Below are 18,540 nucleotides of genomic sequence, written 5' to 3' on the forward strand. Positions count from 1 at the left end.
TTATCTGATTTGTTGTCCGATAGAGAAGTGGAATTGTGGACCACTCACCTCCAGAGAACCCGGTGCCGGATCCAACCCATATCCCCAATCCAGACCCAGTAACCCAAACGCAGGCATGAAGATTCTTACACCAAGCCCGGCTGATCTGTACAGGTTATAAGGATTGAAATTATCCAAATTATTCCAGTTGTTACCCCCTTCAAAGAACGTAAGCACATAGATGGTAGCCGATGGGTTAAGTGATATCGGATATCGAAGCTCCATGACAAACTTGGTAAACATCGTTCCTCCTTTGGTCCCGTTAGCATCCGTAGGCGTGATTACATTATTCTCATAGCCCCTCAAACCTATCACGTCTGTACCCAAAAGGAAATTCTGACCTGTCAAACCATCTCCACCTAATTGGAACCTTTCAAAAGGTCCCACCCCAACTTTATCCGTATAAGAACCCAGCATACCGAAGTGTGCACGTGGAGCTAGAACCAAATTCCCTGCCAACTTTAAATAATACTTGAAATCGAGGTTCCATTTGTGATACTCCAGAAGGTTATAAAGGTCTTGCGAGGAAGCATTCTCATAGTCCAGCTTGCTCCATAGCGAATAGGGTGGCGTAAAAGAAGCACTGAGCGAAAGCGACGATCCGGTTCTTGGATACATAGGATTGTCGACTGAGTTTCTCGCCAGGGTGTTGTTAAAGGTCAAACTGTGTGAATCTCCGGAAAAGCCGTAAAAAGAAGTCAAAGAACCCTGCAATGTATATTTCTGGTAGGAGAAAGAATTGCTCACAGTGAAGTAATCATCCGGCCAGGTGACCCTTCTACCAAGGGATACTGTAGCACCTGACACCTGGAGTTTTCCAATGGTCTCATTACTCAAATTCAGAGATCGTTGAGCAGAGTGGCTAAAGTTCACCCCAAAGTTGTTGGGCTTGCGCCCGCCAAGCCAAGGCTCATTAAAGCTCATGGAATAACTCTGATATCTTCTTCCATTGGCCTGCATCCTTACCGACAGCTTCTGTCCATCTCCCATAGGGAGTGGACGCCACTTATCCAGGTGCGGGATGTTCTTCACCGAGAAGTTGTTGAAAGATAAACCAAGGGTACCTACAAAACCGAAGGTTCCACCCCATCCTCCAGATAGCTCCACCTGGTCATTGGGTCTCTCCACCAATTGCCATTCGATATCCACGGTTTCATCCGCAGGATTAGGCTTGGGTACAGGATTTACCTGCTCTGGATCGAAATACCCAAGCTGTGACAATTCCCTTTGGGTACGAATGAGTTCAGATCGGCTAAACTTCTCACCAGGCAAAGTCCTGATCTCCCGTAGCACCACATGATCATTGGTTTTATCATTTCCGCTGATGGTGACCTCATTGATGGTGGCCTGCGGTCCTTCATACAGCCTCATTTCCAGATCAATGGAGTCCTGACTCACACTTACTTCTACAGGATTCACTCTGAAAAAGAGATAGCCATCATCCATGTACAGGGAGCTTATGTCAGCGCCGGTAGGATTATAATTCAGTTTTTTATTAACCAACTCCAGGTCATAAACGTCACCTTTTTCGATGCCCAAAACCCTATCAAGGAAAGCGTCATCGTAGATGTAATTGCCAGACCAGATGATATCCCTAAACCGGTACTTGTTTCCCGGGTTGATGTTGATGTCCACATTCAAATACTTTCGGTCTATGCTGTATACCGAATCGGTTACAATTTCTGCATCACGATACCCTTTGGAGTTGTAAAAAGTAATCAGTCCTTTCTTATCCTCCTCAAATTCACTTCGGACAAACTTAGCAGACTTAAACACATTCACATTTACCTGTTCTCCCAAATATTCCTTGAGTTCGCGAGTACTCGTTTCCTTTTTGTGGGTTAGAAAATAGAAGAGATTTTTGGGCTTCAAAACCATCAGGGTCTTTTCAATCAGATCTACTGGAAGTCCAATTCTTGGCTTTTCACCCGTGTTTTTCAGCTTACTTCGGAGCTTCGCCGCGGTGAAATTATCGTCCCCGTAAAAATTTATATTCTTGACCTTGACCTTTTGGTTTTTCTCCACAATGATCACAATATTGACACTGTTAGCCAGTAGCGTATCTTTTTGCTGTTTGATTTTCACCTCTGCATTCAGATACCCCTTACCTTCGAAATACCGCTTTACCGAGAGTTCTGTGTTTTTGATCACCACATCGGTCAGGATCTTTCCCCTTACCAGATCTACCTTATCCTTGAGTTCAGCAATCTGACTTTTGTTTGCTCCCTTAAACTCATATTTGGTGAGCCTGGGTCGTTCACTGAGTGTAATGATCAACCAGATTTTGTCTCCCTCTATCTTTTCTGCTTCAATAGACACATTTCCGATGATCCCTTGCTTCCACAGTTTCTTGATCGCTGCAGATATTTCATCCCCGGGAATCTTGATTTTATCTCCCACGCGAAGACCGGATAGCGAGATTAAGGCGTTGTTATCCAAAAACTGAACACCCTGAACCCGGATATCAGCTATTTCGTATTCCCTCGGACTGGAGTAATTGATGGCCACTCCATCACTCGCAGGGCTACTTTTCTGACCAAAACGAATCTGGCCATCTACACCATACGATATTAAAACTGCTAGTATTAGTAAATATTTTTGCATTATCCGAGGTTGACCTGTTCACTTATCTTTCCAAAACGCCTTTCTCTTTTCTGATAAGACACTATGGCCTCATGAAGGTGTTCTTTTCTGAAATCCGGCCAGAGGACGGGAGTAAAAAATAATTCTGTATAGGCCATTTGCCAAAGTAAGAAATTGCTTATTCTCATTTCACCACTTGTACGTATCAACAATTCCGGATCCGGAAAGCCGTACGTAGAAAGATGTTTTTCTATCTGTTCATGATCCACCGCATCCGCTCTCAACACTCCTTTTTCTACCTCCAAAGCCAATGCTTGCATGGCATGGGTCAGGTCCCACTTCCCACTATAATTAAGTGCCAAAATGAGTTTCAATCCATCATTTTTGGAGGTCTTGTCAATGGCCTCCTGTAGCTTTTTCTGTGCCTTTTCGGGTAATTGAGAAATATCTCCAATCGAATGAAGGCTCACATTATTCTTCATCAATGTTGGAACCTCATCATTGATGGTAGCCACCAGCAAGGTCATAAGTCCTTGCACTTCCTGCTTTGGACGCGACCAATTCTCTGTACTGAAGGCATAAAGTGTGAGGCAACTCACTCCCAGCTCTGCACAACCCTCAGTAGCCTCCCGAACCGCTTTGATGGCATTTTTGTGACCGAAAATTCTGGCCGCACCTTGCTGTTTTGCCCATCGCCCATTTCCATCCATGATAACGGCAATATGCTGAGGTAAATTGCCCTGATTAATTTGCTCCTTCATCCCCTGATTAGGCTAAAATGCGAAAGACCACAAAGTTGTGGTTTTTTTTACTAACGATGAATGATTAAACATTTTTTAACGCTTAATAGGCCCGTATGCGGTTAAGGATAGATTTGTTTGGGATGTAGGGGAAAGGGCAAGGGATTTTGTAAAGCACATAAGTCAGACTGATCCCGGTATAGAAATACCAATCCTTATCATTGGGATTACCATATTGATAGTTTTTGATACTCTGATCCCCATCTGATATTCCATCGAGGTAGTCGAAAAAGGTCTTGCGGGCTCCGAGTTCACCTGCCAGCGTAAATCTCTTACTCAAAAGGAACTTCACTCCTCCACCCATCGGGAGCACGGGTTGGATACGTAGATAGTCCTCATAAGCTGTGGCCGTATTGTTAAGCTTGACAAACCCCAATCCAAAAAAAGCATAAGGAGACCACTTGTTTTTATACTTTTCTGATCGGTAGCTCATGAAATGGTACTCAAACACCCCACTTAACTCCAGAAAATTGTGCTTAAATTGATATTGGCGATTCTCTCCCAGGGCATCAACAGGCTTCCTGTCATCCCCTGAGATACTCCCGGCTGTAAAGGCAAATTTGAAGCTTATTATATCCGAAAAATTGAGGCGATAGATTCCCGATCCAGCCAGATTGGTATGATCCAATCTGGGCACACCATTCAAATCACCTGTATAGTGGCTAACTCCCAAACCTCCTCCAAACTCGACAAACTGAGCTGAAAGCGTGAGAGGTAGTAAAAAAAGAAAAATGAGTTTGTACTTACCCAAGGGCTATCTGAATTTTGCTGATGAGCCAGTCTTACCAACGATCCAGATAAGTTTCAAAGTAGTCATAAACATCATGTCGTTATCTTTGGAGTTACCTCTTATTCCCTCACCTGTATCATCCCTTCCGCCACCTAAGTCAACCGATGAATAGTACTCAACCCCATCAGACATGGTGCTACTAGCAATCTTAACTCCACTCCTATCAATACCGCTCCATGCTGCTACAGGCTCGGCACTTCTATCAGACATGATTCTGGCAAGAGGGTCATCAAATTGATCAAAAGGAACGTAATTCGTACTCACATCATCAACATAATCTGTAAACAAATACCTGTACCCTAACTCTAGTCCCACATCAAATGGGCCAGGCAGCCTGAAAGTGGCTCCTATAGCCAACGGGATTGAAAGCTGGAACGGACTGTATTTCTTAACGTCACTTCCATCCAGGAATTGTCCTTCCGTGCCCAATTTTCTCAATTTCACCCACTCACCTGCACTGGGAGCCACTTCAGTGCCTCCTGTGGTATAATCCATATCAGGAACCAGACCCTTAGGCTCATGATGAAAGACTGCTCCACCTACGAAAAGATATACATTAAAAGGTGGTCTTATATTTGGACCGCCGTAGTTCGGAAGCAGGAAAATCTCGAAGCCCATATGAAACTCCTTAATGTCATTCCGGAAACTCAGGTTTCGCAAATATCTAGGGTAAGCCTGTGTCTCAGCCGGATCCGATGAGATGTCATCTCCCTTGAGTCTTCCATAGTTAAAGCCTGCTCTTACCGAAGCATAAGGTGAAAACTTATACCCTACGTTCACTCCGAAACCAGGCTGAGTAAACGAGATATCAGTGCTGGCTGCCTTATTCACTGGAGCAAGATCTCCGTAATAGTTCAGCGCATTGACATTACCAGAAAGGAAACTGTATGGTCGGAATTTTCCCCCAACTGCTCCACCATGGTATCTGGAGATGGATTTATTCTTGTTTTTCCTCTTGCGGTATTTGTTTCTCCTTTGCGCCTCAGCGTCTATTGTCGAAAACAGAAACAGGAGAACTAAGCCGAGAGATAGTAAAATTTTGCCTTTCATTAGTCTTTTAGTAAGAGAACCCAAATTTAAAGATAATATTCCAAGCGGATTACATCTAGAAATATTAAGTTAATTTCTCTTATCCAAGCCCCAGGTTAACTTATTTCTCAAAGTATCCAGAAAAGAACTCCCCTCAACCTTAATTAACCGGGAGGTAAATGGTGCCTTTTTGATCCTGAATTCTATTTGATCTTCTATGGACTCAGACCGGGAATCGAGCGAAACCTGATAGGACTGGTTGCTGGACTCTACCCGAAAGATCAGCTCACTGTCTTCGGAAATAATCAGAGGTCTCACGTTCAAGTTGTGAGGACTGACGGGTGTAATGATGAAATTGCTGGTGTTGGGCATGATGACCGGACCACCACAGCTGAGAGAATACCCCGTAGAGCCCGTTGGTGTGGCAATCATCAGCCCATCGGCCCAATAGGTATTGAGAAATTCTCCATCCAAATAGCATTTAACCACAATCATGGATGAAGTATCCTTTCTTAAGATCGCAAATTCATTCAGCGCGTAATTCTTTCCGTTGAACAATGGCACGTCGGTTTCCAAAGCCAGAAGGGAGCGATCCTCATAGGTAAACTGACCAGCGAAATAAGCGGTGAGTGCATCCCGAATATTTTCTCGTGAAATAACAGCCAGAAATCCGAGTCTCCCCAGGTTAATACCCAGTATGGGAAGTTGGGAAGACCCTACATGAGTCAGTGTATCAAGCAAAGTTCCGTCACCACCCAAACTGAAAACAGCCTCGAACGTTTCCATATCCTTGCCAGGAACATAATGAGGATAGTTCTTGAAAATTTCCTTAGACTCAGATATAGCAGACATTTCCGGGCTAACGAATATTTTTCGCCCATTTGACTCGATGATCTTTACTATATCGCGAACGTAACTGGCAGAATCCGGGGATATCCTGCGTCCGTGGATGGCAATTTTCCTCATGCCATCTATATTTTTAGGTACTTCATCAAAATATCAATGCGCTCTTTCTCCTCGTAGCTGGAGTCTCGCATATTGTATGAATTTTCCACGAAAAATCCGTGTTGCTCTAATGAAGCCACAATATGGGTAATTTCTTCTTTATTGATTTTGAGGGTGAGGTTGAGCTCTCCTGGTTCTATGGAGTGCGGGCTGAGGTAACTGCTCAGAATCTTCGCTTCGTTAGATTCTATGATTCGGCTAATCTCCGCAAGGGAGTAATCATGCAACTTCAGACGCAAGCCGAGAATGGCACCGGGGGTATTCACTGAGGAGTTTTGAGCGAAGGCCTCCACCACATCTTCTATTGACACCACTCCAAGGTACTGATTGAGCTCATCGATCACCGCCACTATCCTGAAGCCCTCCAACCCTGAAGTTTTGAGTACGTCATAATAGTGATTTCCAGCATGAACCATACACTGCTGGCCTACCAGGGGGTAATCTCCCACTGCCGGATACCTCAATTCATCATTGAGCAGCAGCTCCTCATCAATCAATCCGAGAAAAAGACCACCTTCCACCACTGGCAACTCTGATAAGCGCAACTCATCCATCCACTGCTTGGCCTTGGATATCTCATCCTGAGGCTTCAGTGGTGGAATCATATAGTTTATCAGATCTTTGGCAATCATACGGCCACTTCTTTCATCAAAAATGTTTCTAAAATCTCATTAAACTCCTCCGGACGCTCCATCATCGGTGCGTGACAGCATTTATCTATGAACCTCAAAGTAGTATTCGGAATCAATCGATCAAACTCATGGCCGACATAAGGAGGTGTAATGGTGTCGTTCAGTCCCCATATCAATAAAGTGGGCACTTTTATGTTCGGAATATCATCCGCCATGTTGTGACGCTGTGCTGATTTGGCAATGGCCACAATCCGCAAGGCTTTGGGAATGCTTTTGGTCGTTTCAAACACCTCATCCACCAACTCTTTAGTAGCGGTCTTTGGGTCGTAAAAAGTATACGCCACCCGCTCCTGAATGTATTCGTAAGATCCTCTTTTCGGATAAGATCCTCCCATAGAGTTTTCAAACAAACCCGAACTCCCGGTAAGGATCAGTGAATTGACTTTCTCCTGGTTCTTCAGAGTAAAAATCAAACCAATGTGGCCCCCGAGTGAGTTTCCAATGATATTGAGACCGCTCAAGTTTTGTTTCTCCACGAAATCCTCCACAAACTTATTGAGGGTATCCAGCCCAGCCTCTCTGACTGGCATGGTATATATAGGAAGCAAGGGAATCATCACCCTGTAGTTGGAAGAGAACCGCTGAACCACTCCATCCCAATTGCTCAGAGCCCCGAAAAGCCCATGCAGCAGCAGCAAGACTTCTCCTTCTCCTTCATCTATAAACCTAAAACCGTCTTGTTCTTTAATATGCATCTTGTATAAATAAACAAAAGAATTTACAAAAAGGTATAAACTGCCTTCCCTTTCTCACCAATATTTTTCAATGAATCAATCATGTCCTCCATAAAAGGAAGCACTTTCGAAATCCACTCAAAGGTTTTCGGGCCAATGCTCTCTATATACGGAAAAATAAGCGATCCGTCTGACTGTCCGGATGGGAGGTGCACCCCTATGGAATCAAATACCCAAAAGAAAACACTCACAATAAAAGCCCATTTGAAGATTCCGGCCAGTGCCCCCAATATGTTGTCGAGGAATCCCATAAAAGTAAGATCCACAGCCTTCTTTATGACTTTAGCAGCCAGATTGATCAACAGCACGGCTACCAAAAATAAAGCCACAAAAACGCCCACAGTCAGCAATTGATAATAATCACTGGAATCAAAAAAGCGATTGGCCACAGGTATGGTAAGTTCAATAGCCACAAACAAACCGACAAAAAAGGCAACAAAAGAGAATATCTCAATAATAAAGCCCTTCATGTAGCCTTTAATGCCACCGATAATGAACACCACCAGAAAAAAAATGTCTAGATAATTCACTATTTAACTCAATAACTTCTTTGTCAACATTGACACTGTCTTTCCGTCGGCCACTCCGGCAAACTTTTTAGTAGCCACTCCCATCACCTTGCCCATGTCCTGAGGCCCGGACGCTCCCACCTGGGTGATGATCTCTTTGAGACCCTGCTCCAATTCTTCCTCGGTCATTTGCTTAGGCAAAAACTCTTCTATTACTGCCAGTTCACTCTCTTCTTTAGCCGCAAGGTCCTCCCTGTTTTGCTCACGATAAATGGCCAATGAGTCCTTTCGTTGTTTAGCAGCCTTGGTCAGCAGCTTCAGCTCCACTTCCTCGGACATTTCGTCACCGCCTCCTTTTTCCGATTCAGCCAAAAGAATAAGCGCCTTGATAGCACGGAGAGGGGTTAGTCTTTCCTTGTCCTTATTCAACATGGCCTGCTTTATTTCGGCTTCTATTTTCGTTTTTAAACTCATAATCTATTTTTTATAAACAAATTTGCTACGGATTCAGTGTAACAACTATGACCAAACTTAGCGTAAACATCAACAAAATTGCAACCCTTCGCAACGCTCGGGGGGGTAATAATCCTGACGTAATACGGGTAGCTCTTGACTGTGAGCGCTTTGGCGCTCAGGGCATCACCGTGCACCCGCGACCAGACGAGCGACACATCCGATACAATGACGTCATGCAGCTGGCCAAGGTTGTGAAAACGGAATTTAACATAGAAGGATACCCGGATGCCAGGTATATGGAAATTATCGAAAAAGTGCGCCCGGCTCAGGCCACGCTGGTGCCGGACGGTCCCGATGTGCTTACTTCCAATGCCGGGTGGGATACCATTCAGCACCAAAAGCAACTCACCGATATGATCAGCACCATCAAAGGGTGGGGAGTGCGTACGTCTGTCTTTGTGGATCCGGACATTAAAATGGTGGAAGGTGCCAAGGCAATAGGTGCCGATAGAATAGAACTTTATACCGAACCTTATGCTTCGGGATTTGCCAAAGATAAAGCCGGGGCCATCGCCGATTATGTGATGGCTGCTCAGGCCGCTCAGAAACTTGGCCTGGGTTTGAATGCCGGGCACGATCTGGATTTGAACAATCTCAAATTCTTAAAAACAAACATTCCCTTCCTGGATGAAGTCTCTATTGGACATGCGCTCGTCTGTGATGCTTTATACTATGGATTAGAAAACACTATTCAGATGTATCTCCGACAGATACAATGAGTTAAGAATAGACTATGAAATTAAACTACAGAAAGCTGGGATCCGGATCCCCGCTCTTTATTTTACATGGAGTATTTGGCTCCTCCGACAACTGGCAAACGCTAGGGAAAGAGTTTGCTGAACACTACTCCGTCTACCTGATCGACCAAAGAAACCACGGGAACTCTCCGCACAGCAGCGAGATGAGTTACGAGGCAATGGTATCTGACCTGCGGGAACTCATGGACAACGAAGGGCTCAATACCATCGATATTTTAGGGCATTCCATGGGTGGGAAAACGGCTATGAATTTTGCTGTGACCTTTCCCGAAAGGGTTGAAAAATTGATTGTAGTGGACATTGCACCAATCTATTACCCCCCGCATCACCAGCAAATATTCGAAGGGTTTCATTCTATCGATCTCCAAGGCATTGAAAGTCGCAAGGAAGCCGATCAGCAGATGGCCAAGAAAGTAAAAGAGTTCGGGGTAAGGCAGTTCATCCTGAAAAACCTCACCAGAAACGAGGAGAATCAATTTGCCTGGAAAATTAATCTGGAGGCCATAGAACAAAACATAGAAACGTTAGGCAGCGGCCTTACTGAGGGACAAACCTTCGATAAAAAAACCCTCTTTATTGGAGGATCCAAGAGTGACTACATTCAGCAAAAAGATCATCAGACGATCCAGAATCATTTTCCTCAGGCACGTATACGGATGGTCGAGGGTGCCGGACATTGGGTACACGCCGAAAAGCCAGAGGAACTGAAAACACTGGTATTAGCATTTCTTCAACAATAAAAATATTCATGCAAAAAGGCTCCGTTTTTCTTATCCCCACATACCTCTCAGATCACCATGAGGCTTCATTTTTGGCTCCAATGGTGCTGGACGTGATCAAAAACACCGACTACTTCCTGGTAGAGAATGTGCGGACAGCCCGCAGGTTTATCAGTAGTCTGAAACTTGGTTTGGACATCAGCACTTTAGAATTTGAGGTACTGGATAAGAAATCGACCCCTGCCGAAATCAGCCAATATATGGCTCCTGTCATAGCAGGAAAAGACGTTGGCGTGATCTCTGAAGCTGGTCTTCCCGGGCTGGCCGATCCAGGTCAACTAGCGGTGACTTTCGCTCATCGAAATGGCCTGCGTGTTATTCCTCTTCCGGGCGCCTCATCCATCCAAACAGCGGTGACCAGCTCAGGGTTCAGTGGTCAGCAGTTCACTTTTCATGGCTATTTGCCGATTCAAAAAGCTGAGCGCCTGAAAGCCATTAAAAACCTGGAACAGCAGTTATCCTCCACCGGGTACACACAGGTATTTATGGAGACACCCTTTCGTAACATGAGCCTGATATCCGATCTCGTAGACACCCTTTCTCACCATGTCAATTTGAACATCGCAGCAGATATATTCGGACAGCATGAATTTATCAAAACACAAACCATTGCGGCCTGGAGAAAACAGAAAAAAGATTTGCACAAAATACCGTCTGTGTTCAGCATTGGTCATTTCTCCTAAAACCTTCTGATAATTCGCTGAAAATCCTAAATTTGCTCCCTTTTAAGAAAATAGATTTATGTCATACCTATTTACCTCTGAGTCCGTGTCTGAAGGACACCCGGACAAAATTGCTGATCAAATTTCTGATGCACTAGTCGATCATTTTTTGGCTTTTGACCCGCAATCCAAAGTAGCCTGCGAAACGCTGGTAACTACCGGACAGGTAGTGCTGGCCGGGGAGGTAAAATCCAAAACTTACCTGGATGTGCAGCAGCTTGCGCGGGATGTCATCAGGAAAATAGGCTATACCAAGTCTGAATACATGTTTGAAGCCAACTCATGTGGTATTCTATCTTCCATCCATGAGCAGTCTCCAGACATCAATCAGGGGGTAGACAGACAGGATCCTAAGCTACAAGGTGCAGGCGATCAGGGCATGATGTTTGGCTATGCCACTGATGAGACAGAGAATTATATGCCTTTGGCTTTGGACATCTCTCACCGAATTCTGAGAGAACTTGCCGCACTCCGAAGGGCCAACGACGAAATCACCTACTTGCGTCCGGATGCCAAGTCGCAGGTGACTATCGAATATTCTGACGACAATCAGCCAGTGAAAATAGTGGCTATAGTGGTCTCTACACAGCACGACGATTTTGATGAAGAGTCCAAAATGCTGGAGAAAATCAAAAAAGACATTATCAGCATTCTTATCCCGAGGGTGAAAGCCCAGCTCAGCCCGGAATTGCAGAAACTATTTACGGATAACATCAAATACCACATCAATCCTACCGGGAAATTTGTAATCGGCGGTCCTCACGGTGATGCAGGCCTCACAGGCCGTAAAATCATAGTGGATACTTATGGTGGAAAGGGCGCACATGGAGGGGGAGCCTTCTCTGGTAAAGACCCTTCTAAAGTAGACAGATCTGCTGCCTATGCTACCCGACACATCGCCAAAAACCTGGTAGCGGCGGGAGTATGTAAAGAAGTATTGGTGCAAGTTTCATATGCCATAGGTGTAGTGGAGCCTATGGGTATTTTCATTGATACCTACGGCACCTCCAATGTGAGTCTTACGGACGGAGAGATTGCCAGAAAAGTAGAAGAGATCTTTGATATGACGCCATATGGAATAGAGACCCGACTGAAACTTAGAACCCCCATGTATCTGGATGCTGCGGCATATGGACATATGGGAAGAAAGTCTGAGACGGTGACACGAAGTTTCACCAATGGTGAGGGCGAAACCAAGTCCATGACTTTTGAAACTTTTACCTGGGAAAAACTAGACTATATAGATAAGGTGAAGGCAGCATTTGCTCTATAAAGACTTTACTAAAGCGCTTTAAATAATTCAAAGGTGACCAATGGTCGCCTTTTTTTTGTTTCAGAATGTCCCTTTTCTACAATGGTGGCATTGTAGGGTTAAACAATTCAAAAACCGAACCCTATGAGAACCGTTTTATTGATTGCCTACCTATTTCTGCTTTATGCGTGCACCGAGAGTGACACCCCTGTCCCCAACCAAACACCCGCCGAACAGGAAGTGGATACTACTTCCGAAAATGGCACCGAGGACCCTGAAACTGCCGATTACTCTATTCAGGGTGATTGGACTACCACCTCAGAGCAACACACATTCTGTCAGCTGCCCGAGAATCAATGCAGCGTGGAGAGCTATACCTCCATCAATGCATTTTGGATATCCCGAATGGAGTGTACCTCAGACTCCGTCTTTTTCTACAATGAAAATGCACCAGACAACCTCTATGGTAAGTATTCCTACGAAACGCTGGATTCGGTCACCTTCGCCATCGACTTAGGGCCCAACACTTTGATCTATGGTATTTTTCAAATCAATTGGTCTGATTCTGATCATCTCTCCCTCACCAATGAGTTTTACAACGAGGACTCCAGCTATTTTTTCTCCGATATTTACTTTCTCAACAGGGATCAATAAGCTCCTGACATGACCAGGGAAGAAGAATTAGCGTTGATAGAAGCCAGCAAAAAGGAGCCAGGAGCTTTCCGGCCCCTTTACCAAAAATACTATGGCCAAATCCTTGGGTACGTGGCAAAGAAAATAGGGAATACCACCCTGGCTGAAGAAATCACCTCAGATGTCTTCTTCAAAGCACTGACCAAAATTAACCTTTTCCGGCCCTCAGGGCATTCCATCTCTCCTTGGCTCTATAAAATAGCACTGAACGAAATCAGAATGCATTTTAGGAAAACTCAAAAAGAAAATTACCTATTTGACAGGAAGACCTTAGTAGAACCTCTTCATCTTTTTGAACTGCCTGGAGATCATGAAGTGCTTGAGCGGCTGGAAAAAATACTCCTCCAACAAAAGGAAAAAGACCTCACCCTGCTGGAACTCAGGTTTTATCAGGGTCTGAAATTTGAAGAAGTAGGGCAGGTACTCGGCATGAGCCATGAAAACGCTAAAAAGAGGACGTACAGGCTGCTGGAAAAACTAAGAACAGAACTAATGGAGAAGGCATGAGCAATGACAGGAAAATCATATGGAACCCTGAAGAACCGGTATTTATTTCCGATTCCTCCAAAGATTTCGACCGACTGGTTCGTCGGGCGCAGCAGCGAAAGTTTACTGTGAAGATCTGGCGCCAAGCATCCACCGCATCCATTATGGGAATAGGAGTACTCACCATAATCCTCTTTAATCTGCCTGAAACAGAGTCCCCAACTCCGAACATTCATACAGCACCTCTTTCGTCGGAGATCGGCCCTTTCTTGGCTCCCATAAGCATGGTGGAAATCCCCGCTAATTCCCAACGAATTTCTAAGACCGAGCTGGCGATTCCAGCAGCCAACGAGAAGCCTGAAAATGAGCTGGAAAGGAAGGAAGACAAAGAGACTTTCACACCTACTGAGTACACACGGGCATACCCTGCAGTGGGAATGGACAGTCTATATGCTTACTTCAACACAGGCATTCATGACCTCCTGAAGTCTGGTGAGTATCCCGTGACCAGCACCAAAACAACCGTTAATTTTATGATTGATCAAACTGGCCGGCCTGTTAAAATAAGCGTGAATGCCCTGGAACATACTCTATTGGAAGAAAAAATCATTGGTCTGGTGACTGGAATGCCCGAATGGCATCCTGCCACTGCCGATGGCCAGCCTGTCGCTACCTGGTTTGCCATCCCTCTTGGCCTGGAATATCAGGTGGTATTGGATTCAGGCGAAGTTAAATAACCGGCTGACTGAATTTTTCACAGAATGATCTCTCAGTTTTTCCTGATTCATTAAATTTCCTTCATGGAAATATTTCTTCAGCCAGAAGCATGGATCGCTCTCCTCACCCTTACCTTTTTAGAAGTGGTGCTGGGCATTGACAACATCATTTTCATCTCGATCGTCACCAATAAGCTCCCCAGGGAAAAGCAAGGGAAGGCACGAACACTTGGATTGGCCCTGGCCCTGTTGTTTCGCATCGGGCTGCTTTTGGGAATCACCTGGATCATTACCTTTACAGAGCCCCTATTCTCTGTATTCAATACTGAGATCTCCGGAAGAGACCTCATTTTACTCGTCGGGGGACTCTTTTTACTCTTCAAAAGCACCCTGGAAATCCATCATAAAATGGAAGGCGAAGAAGACCATGAAAACCAACGAGCCGTGCGGTCCTTTCTGGGCACCATCGTTCAAATCATTCTGCTGGACATCATCTTTTCGTTTGACTCCATCCTCACTGCCATTGGGCTCACAGAGGAAATCCTTCTCATGATCATTGCTGTGGTTATCTCCATCGTCATTATGATGATCTTTTCTAAGAAAATCAGTGATTTCATAGGCCAGCATCCCACATTGGAGATATTGGCGTTATCATTTCTCATCCTCATAGGTTTTATGCTGATGATTGAGGCGCTCCATTACCACGTACCCAAAGGCTATATCTACTTTGCAGTATTCTTCTCTCTGGTAGTGGAAATGCTCAACATGAAGATGCGTAAGAAAAGAAACCCTCTAAAACTGAGAAAGCGAATAAGCGCTCCTAAAGAGTAATTTCTTCCATTCGCGCTTTGGCCCAACTGATCAATGCTTCTATTTGAGCATCAGTAAGTCTCCCCTCAGGATGAGTGATGTTATAAACGGCAAGGGGCATTTCGCCCTCTTCCACCATTTCTATCACCTCTTCCAGTTTGTGGTGCTTCCGCTTGGCAGAGTAAGTAGCCCATTCCGAAAAGTTCAGTTCATCTCTGCCCTCGTTAGTGTCGTGAATGACCAGCCAAGATACAGGAGCCACACTGGCGTACCAGGGATAATTGGTTTCGTTGGAGTGGCAATCGTAACATGCAGCTTTCAGGATACCACTTACTTCGGGGTTCACCAACACTTCGTTGTGAATGTCGCCGGGATTATCAGCGCTCACTGCTGGCTTCTCCCCAGGAAAGAACTGAATGATGATTAATCCGAGAAGCAGAAAGTAAGCGATACGTTTGATCCATTTTTTCATGGAATTAAAATTACACCTTACAGTCTATTTTTCATTCAATCTCGTGAAGAAACTCTTCACAGCCCTCAAAATGATTAGATCATTCCATTCATGGCCCGAATACCAGCTGATTATCCTAAAAATGAAATCAGCACACCGGCAGCCACGGCCGAACCAATCACCCCTGAGATGTTGCTAGCCATTGCATATTGCAAAAGATGGTTGTTGGGGTCATGTTTCAGGGCGATTTCGTTGGCCACACGTGAGGCCATGGGCACGGCACTGAGGCCAGTCGCTCCTATCAGCGGATTGATTTTCTTTTTGGCAAAGAGGTTATAGACCTTCACGGCATAAATCCCTCCAGCGATGGAGATGGCAAACGCAATAAAGCCCCCAACGATGATCATGATGGTTTCCATATTCAGAAAAGCCTTAGCTGTCATAGTAGCTCCAACGGCCAGTCCCAAAAAGATGGTTGCAGCGTTCAGAATGGTATCAGAGGCAGCCTTATGTAGCCTACCCGTTGAGACTCCTATTTCCTTCACCAGGTTGCCAAACATCAACAAACCAATCAACGGTACGGATGAGGGTACAAGCAGGGCCACGATGGTGCCTACGCCTATGGGAAAAAGTATTTTCAGGGTCTGAAGGTCCTTGATCGGGCGCCTGGATGGATACAGCTTATCCTGCTGTTTCATGTTGATGAGAAGTTCCTTCTTATTGGTCGTAATCCGAACCACCAATGGAATGATTACCGGCACGAGCGCCATGTAGGAATAAGCGGCGATCGCTATAGGGCCGAGCAAATGTGGAGCCAGTTTGATGGTGGTATAAATCGCTGTGGGGCCATCTGCTCCACCAATGATACCCAGGGCAGCTGCTTCCTTCAGTGTAAAGCCGAATGCTACGGCCGAAATCAAAACAGTGAAAATCCCTATTTGCGCAGCAGCGCCAAAAAAAGCCAATCGCAGATTGCGCAGCATGGGCCCAAAATCCGTGAGTGCTCCCACCCCAAGGAAAATGATCGGAGGCAGAAACCCGGTCTTTATGAGCGAATAATAAACAAAGTTCATTATGCCATGATCCCTCGCGATCTGGTACAGGGTCAGGTTTTCATCAATTTTTTCCACCCCCATCTGACCTCCCGGGAAATTGGCGATCAGCATGCCAAAGGCAATTGGAACCAGTAGCAAAGGCTCGTATTGCTTCTTGATGCCCAGATAAAGCAAAAAGAAGGCGATGAAAATCATGAGTAAAATCTGAGGCTCGTCCACCATATTCTGTATGGCGGTCATCTGGTAAAGTTTCTCTAAAAGTTCCAATCCTAGTTCAGTTTAATCAACACATCATCATCATATACCTCGTCACCTTCATGTACCAGGATTTCCTGTACCACTCCGTCGGTATCTGACTTCACGGCGTTGGTTACCTTCATGGCCTCAATGTAGCAGACTACATCTCCCTTTTTCACCGGGTCCCCCACTTTCAGGGGCTTTTCTCCGGCACTTTTCGTCATGAAGATCTTGCCCTCCAGCGGCGCAATAATTTCATGAGACGCCCCATTAGAAGCAGGCGAACCTGCTGAGGCGGTTGCTTTCTCCGCGGCACCATCCGCTGCACTGTAGCTGATGGACACTCTAAACTTTTGGCCATCCACCTCCACGTCCAGTGCCGTGGGTTTGGCTACCGCTGAAGCTCCTGTGCTGGTCGCGCTATCGGTCTTGCGCTTAGCCAGGTCTGTCTCAAAGTCACTTTTGGCTTTGCCGGACTTGTACGCTTCGTACTGCTGTGGGTGCATGGCATACTCAAACAATTCTTCATCGTCCTGCCCGGTATCCCAGCCTTGTTCCTTCATTTTCTTACGGAAATCCTCCAACGCATCGGGCTGCAGGTCCTGCGGGTCTCCTTCGAAAAAAGACCGCTCCTGGGCCTTGGCCAGCTTCTTCAGCTCGGGCGCCAGCTCTCCGGGTACTCTTCCTGATTTTCCCAGGAGCATATCCCAGGTATTGTCGTCCAGGAGCGACCAGCGGTCCTTTCCTTTCTCCATCTGCATCACATTGACCAGTGCCGCATTTTTCACATATTGGCTATAGGGAGTCACCAGCGGAGGATAACCCATCTTGGGCCAGATTTCCTCCACCTCTTCAAACAGCTTAATGAGCAAATCATCCTGGGAAAGAGGCGCCTGATTGTTTTTCTCTTTCCACTTATTGAGCCCTTTGAGGTTGTTTTCCAGATCTGACATGAGACTACCCATCATTCCTCCGGGCAAGCCCGGGCCGATGAGTAGAGCGTTCATGTGGCGATTTTTAGGGTTGATGTAATACCCCAAAAAATCGTCGATAAACTCCTGAGTAAGTGATCGTGCCTGCATGTAGGCCTTCATGTTGATATCCGGGAGGCTAAAGCCCGCATCTCGAAGCACCTCATGTACTGTGAGCAGATCGGCATGGCCCGTACCAAATGAAAGGGGTTCCATCCCAACGTCTATAAAGTCCGCACCGGCTCTGGCCGCCTCCAGAGAAGACGCCACCGAGAATCCGGGACCGGAGTGCCCGTGATAGGTCACGGGGATGTCCTTATTGAGCGCTTTGATGCCAGCAACCAGCTTACCCATGGAAGCTGGACGGCCTATTCCCGCCATGTCTTTGATACAAATTTCTTCGGCACCCATTTCCATCAGCTCCTCCGCCATTTTGATGTAATAATCGACGGTATGAAGTTTGGAATGGGTGATGCATAGTGCCGTCTGGGCAATCATTCCACCCTCCTTGGCATAGTCGATGGAGAGCTTAAGGTTTCGGGTATCATTGAGCCCATCAAATGACCGGGAGATGTCCGTGCCCTGGAGTTTTTTCAGTTTAAACATTAACCTGCGCACATCTCTGGGGACTGGATACATGCGTAGCCCATTGAGTCCACGCTCAAGCATGTGCGTCTGTATTCCTGCGTCATTGAAAGGTTGCGTCCAATCCCTAACTGACTTGTTCGGGTTTTCGCCATACAGGAGGTTGATCTGCTCAAATCCGCCCCCATTGGTTTCCACCCGACGAAAACAGCCCATCTCCACGATGGGTTCTGCCACCCTGACCAGCTGATCCACTCTGGGAACATACTTACCGGACGATTGCCACATGTCTCTGTAGACAAGACCGAGTCCAATTTCCTTTGCCATG

The 18,540-nt window shown here is 45.8% G+C and carries 20 protein-coding genes; 8 read left to right on the forward strand and 12 right to left on the reverse strand.

Going from position 1 to position 18,540, the window contains the following annotated elements; genetic code table 11:
• From ACHKAR_RS17355 to ACHKAR_RS17395, 9 genes are all read right to left on the reverse strand, one after another.
• The gene (locus ACHKAR_RS17355) at positions 1-2,643 is read right to left on the reverse strand and encodes a BamA/OMP85 family outer membrane protein (RefSeq protein WP_159582730.1); all 2,643 of its coding nucleotides are present in this window, start codon (positions 2,641-2,643) and stop codon (positions 1-3) included.
• Entirely contained in the window at positions 2,643-3,383 is a 741-nt protein-coding gene (locus ACHKAR_RS17360) for an isoprenyl transferase (protein WP_395418694.1), read from the reverse strand. Before ACHKAR_RS17360 ends, ACHKAR_RS17355 begins: the two co-directional genes overlap by 1 nt.
• An 82-nt stretch (positions 3,384-3,465) precedes the next feature.
• Entirely contained in the window at positions 3,466-4,173 is a 708-nt protein-coding gene (gene porG, locus ACHKAR_RS17365; protein ID WP_395418695.1) for a type IX secretion system protein PorG, read from the reverse strand.
• A 3-nt stretch (positions 4,174-4,176) separates the two neighbouring features.
• On the reverse strand, positions 4,177-5,262 hold the full coding sequence (locus ACHKAR_RS17370) for a DUF6089 family protein (protein WP_395418696.1): 1,086 nt from the start codon (positions 5,260-5,262) through the stop codon (positions 4,177-4,179).
• Between the two features lie 69 nt (positions 5,263-5,331).
• A complete protein-coding gene (locus ACHKAR_RS17375; protein ID WP_395418697.1) occupies positions 5,332-6,207 on the reverse strand; it encodes an NAD kinase in 876 nt (291 codons plus the stop codon).
• A gap of 5 nt (positions 6,208-6,212) precedes the next feature.
• Positions 6,213-6,851: a CBS domain-containing protein gene (locus ACHKAR_RS17380; RefSeq protein WP_159582725.1), complete on the reverse strand. Its 639-nt coding sequence runs from the start codon at positions 6,849-6,851 to the stop codon at positions 6,213-6,215.
• Between the two features lie 23 nt (positions 6,852-6,874).
• Positions 6,875-7,633: an alpha/beta fold hydrolase gene (locus tag ACHKAR_RS17385; RefSeq protein WP_159582724.1), complete on the reverse strand. Its 759-nt coding sequence runs from the start codon at positions 7,631-7,633 to the stop codon at positions 6,875-6,877.
• 23 nt (positions 7,634-7,656) lie between these two features.
• On the reverse strand, positions 7,657-8,202 hold the full coding sequence (locus ACHKAR_RS17390; protein WP_395418698.1) for a CvpA family protein: 546 nt from the start codon (positions 8,200-8,202) through the stop codon (positions 7,657-7,659).
• Between the two features lie 3 nt (positions 8,203-8,205).
• The gene (locus ACHKAR_RS17395) at positions 8,206-8,655 is read right to left on the reverse strand and encodes a GatB/YqeY domain-containing protein (protein ID WP_395418699.1); all 450 of its coding nucleotides are present in this window, start codon (positions 8,653-8,655) and stop codon (positions 8,206-8,208) included.
• A gap of 47 nt (positions 8,656-8,702) precedes the next feature.
• Between ACHKAR_RS17395 and ACHKAR_RS17400 the strand changes: the two genes are divergently transcribed.
• From ACHKAR_RS17400 to ACHKAR_RS17435, 8 genes are all read left to right on the forward strand, one after another.
• Positions 8,703-9,416 carry a pyridoxine 5'-phosphate synthase gene (locus tag ACHKAR_RS17400; protein ID WP_395418700.1) on the forward strand — a complete coding sequence of 238 codons (714 nt, stop codon included), beginning with the start codon at positions 8,703-8,705 and terminating at the stop codon, positions 9,414-9,416.
• 14 nt (positions 9,417-9,430) lie between these two features.
• Positions 9,431-10,195 carry an alpha/beta fold hydrolase gene (locus ACHKAR_RS17405; protein WP_395418702.1) on the forward strand — a complete coding sequence of 255 codons (765 nt, stop codon included), beginning with the start codon at positions 9,431-9,433 and terminating at the stop codon, positions 10,193-10,195.
• A gap of 8 nt (positions 10,196-10,203) precedes the next feature.
• A complete protein-coding gene (locus ACHKAR_RS17410; protein WP_395418704.1) occupies positions 10,204-10,917 on the forward strand; it encodes an SAM-dependent methyltransferase in 714 nt (237 codons plus the stop codon).
• Positions 10,918-10,975: 58 nt separating this feature from the next.
• Complete coding sequence (gene metK, locus ACHKAR_RS17415) at positions 10,976-12,229, forward strand: methionine adenosyltransferase (RefSeq protein WP_395418705.1); 1,254 nt, start codon at positions 10,976-10,978, stop codon at positions 12,227-12,229.
• A gap of 123 nt (positions 12,230-12,352) precedes the next feature.
• A complete protein-coding gene (locus ACHKAR_RS17420) occupies positions 12,353-12,862 on the forward strand; it encodes a hypothetical protein (RefSeq protein WP_395418707.1) in 510 nt (169 codons plus the stop codon).
• Between the two features lie 9 nt (positions 12,863-12,871).
• Positions 12,872-13,408 (forward strand): RNA polymerase sigma factor, encoded by a 537-nt coding sequence (locus ACHKAR_RS17425; protein WP_159582716.1) that lies wholly within the window; start codon positions 12,872-12,874, stop codon positions 13,406-13,408.
• On the forward strand, positions 13,405-14,124 hold the full coding sequence (locus ACHKAR_RS17430) for an energy transducer TonB (RefSeq protein ID WP_395418709.1): 720 nt from the start codon (positions 13,405-13,407) through the stop codon (positions 14,122-14,124). Before ACHKAR_RS17425 ends, ACHKAR_RS17430 begins: the two co-directional genes overlap by 4 nt.
• Before the next feature lie 63 nt (positions 14,125-14,187).
• Positions 14,188-14,934 (forward strand): TerC family protein, encoded by a 747-nt coding sequence (locus tag ACHKAR_RS17435; RefSeq protein ID WP_395418711.1) that lies wholly within the window; start codon positions 14,188-14,190, stop codon positions 14,932-14,934.
• On the opposite strand, the gene ACHKAR_RS17440 is transcribed toward ACHKAR_RS17435, so the two are convergent.
• From ACHKAR_RS17440 to ACHKAR_RS17450, 3 genes are all read right to left on the reverse strand, one after another.
• Positions 14,924-15,385, reverse strand: coding sequence for a heme-binding domain-containing protein (locus ACHKAR_RS17440; RefSeq protein ID WP_395418712.1), 462 nt, complete (start codon positions 15,383-15,385; stop codon positions 14,924-14,926). The two genes, ACHKAR_RS17435 and ACHKAR_RS17440, sit on opposite strands and share 11 nt — an antisense overlap.
• A gap of 110 nt (positions 15,386-15,495) precedes the next feature.
• A complete protein-coding gene (locus ACHKAR_RS17445; RefSeq protein ID WP_395418713.1) occupies positions 15,496-16,686 on the reverse strand; it encodes a sodium ion-translocating decarboxylase subunit beta in 1,191 nt (396 codons plus the stop codon).
• 2 nt (positions 16,687-16,688) lie between these two features.
• Positions 16,689-18,539 (reverse strand): biotin/lipoyl-containing protein, encoded by a 1,851-nt coding sequence (locus ACHKAR_RS17450; RefSeq protein ID WP_395418714.1) that lies wholly within the window; start codon positions 18,537-18,539, stop codon positions 16,689-16,691.
• Between the last annotated feature and the right edge of the window lies 1 nt (position 18,540).

Origin of the sequence: Marinoscillum luteum (genome assembly GCF_044005705.1) — a bacterium.
In the GTDB taxonomy this organism is placed as follows: domain Bacteria; phylum Bacteroidota; class Bacteroidia; order Cytophagales; family Cyclobacteriaceae; genus Marinoscillum; species Marinoscillum luteum.

Coding starts and splice junctions, on each gene's coding strand:
- ACHKAR_RS17355 (WP_159582730.1), bottom strand. CDS start 2,643: ATGCAAAAATATTTACTAATACTAGCAGTTTTAATATCGTATGGTGTA.
- ACHKAR_RS17360 (WP_395418694.1), bottom strand. CDS start 3,383: ATGAAGGAGCAAATTAATCAGGGCAATTTACCTCAGCATATTGCCGTT.
- ACHKAR_RS17370 (WP_395418696.1), bottom strand. CDS start 5,262: ATGAAAGGCAAAATTTTACTATCTCTCGGCTTAGTTCTCCTGTTTCTG.
- ACHKAR_RS17375 (WP_395418697.1), bottom strand. CDS start 6,207: ATGAGGAAAATTGCCATCCACGGACGCAGGATATCCCCGGATTCTGCC.
- ACHKAR_RS17380 (WP_159582725.1), bottom strand. CDS start 6,851: ATGATTCCACCACTGAAGCCTCAGGATGAGATATCCAAGGCCAAGCAG.
- ACHKAR_RS17385 (WP_159582724.1), bottom strand. CDS start 7,633: ATGCATATTAAAGAACAAGACGGTTTTAGGTTTATAGATGAAGGAGAA.
- ACHKAR_RS17395 (WP_395418699.1), bottom strand. CDS start 8,655: ATGAGTTTAAAAACGAAAATAGAAGCCGAAATAAAGCAGGCCATGTTG.
- ACHKAR_RS17400 (WP_395418700.1), top strand. CDS start 8,703: ATGACCAAACTTAGCGTAAACATCAACAAAATTGCAACCCTTCGCAAC.
- ACHKAR_RS17405 (WP_395418702.1), top strand. CDS start 9,431: ATGAAATTAAACTACAGAAAGCTGGGATCCGGATCCCCGCTCTTTATT.
- ACHKAR_RS17410 (WP_395418704.1), top strand. CDS start 10,204: ATGCAAAAAGGCTCCGTTTTTCTTATCCCCACATACCTCTCAGATCAC.
- metK (WP_395418705.1), top strand. CDS start 10,976: ATGTCATACCTATTTACCTCTGAGTCCGTGTCTGAAGGACACCCGGAC.
- ACHKAR_RS17420 (WP_395418707.1), top strand. CDS start 12,353: ATGAGAACCGTTTTATTGATTGCCTACCTATTTCTGCTTTATGCGTGC.
- ACHKAR_RS17425 (WP_159582716.1), top strand. CDS start 12,872: ATGACCAGGGAAGAAGAATTAGCGTTGATAGAAGCCAGCAAAAAGGAG.
- ACHKAR_RS17430 (WP_395418709.1), top strand. CDS start 13,405: ATGAGCAATGACAGGAAAATCATATGGAACCCTGAAGAACCGGTATTT.
- ACHKAR_RS17435 (WP_395418711.1), top strand. CDS start 14,188: ATGGAAATATTTCTTCAGCCAGAAGCATGGATCGCTCTCCTCACCCTT.
- ACHKAR_RS17440 (WP_395418712.1), bottom strand. CDS start 15,385: ATGAAAAAATGGATCAAACGTATCGCTTACTTTCTGCTTCTCGGATTA.
- ACHKAR_RS17450 (WP_395418714.1), bottom strand. CDS start 18,539: ATGGCAAAGGAAATTGGACTCGGTCTTGTCTACAGAGACATGTGGCAA.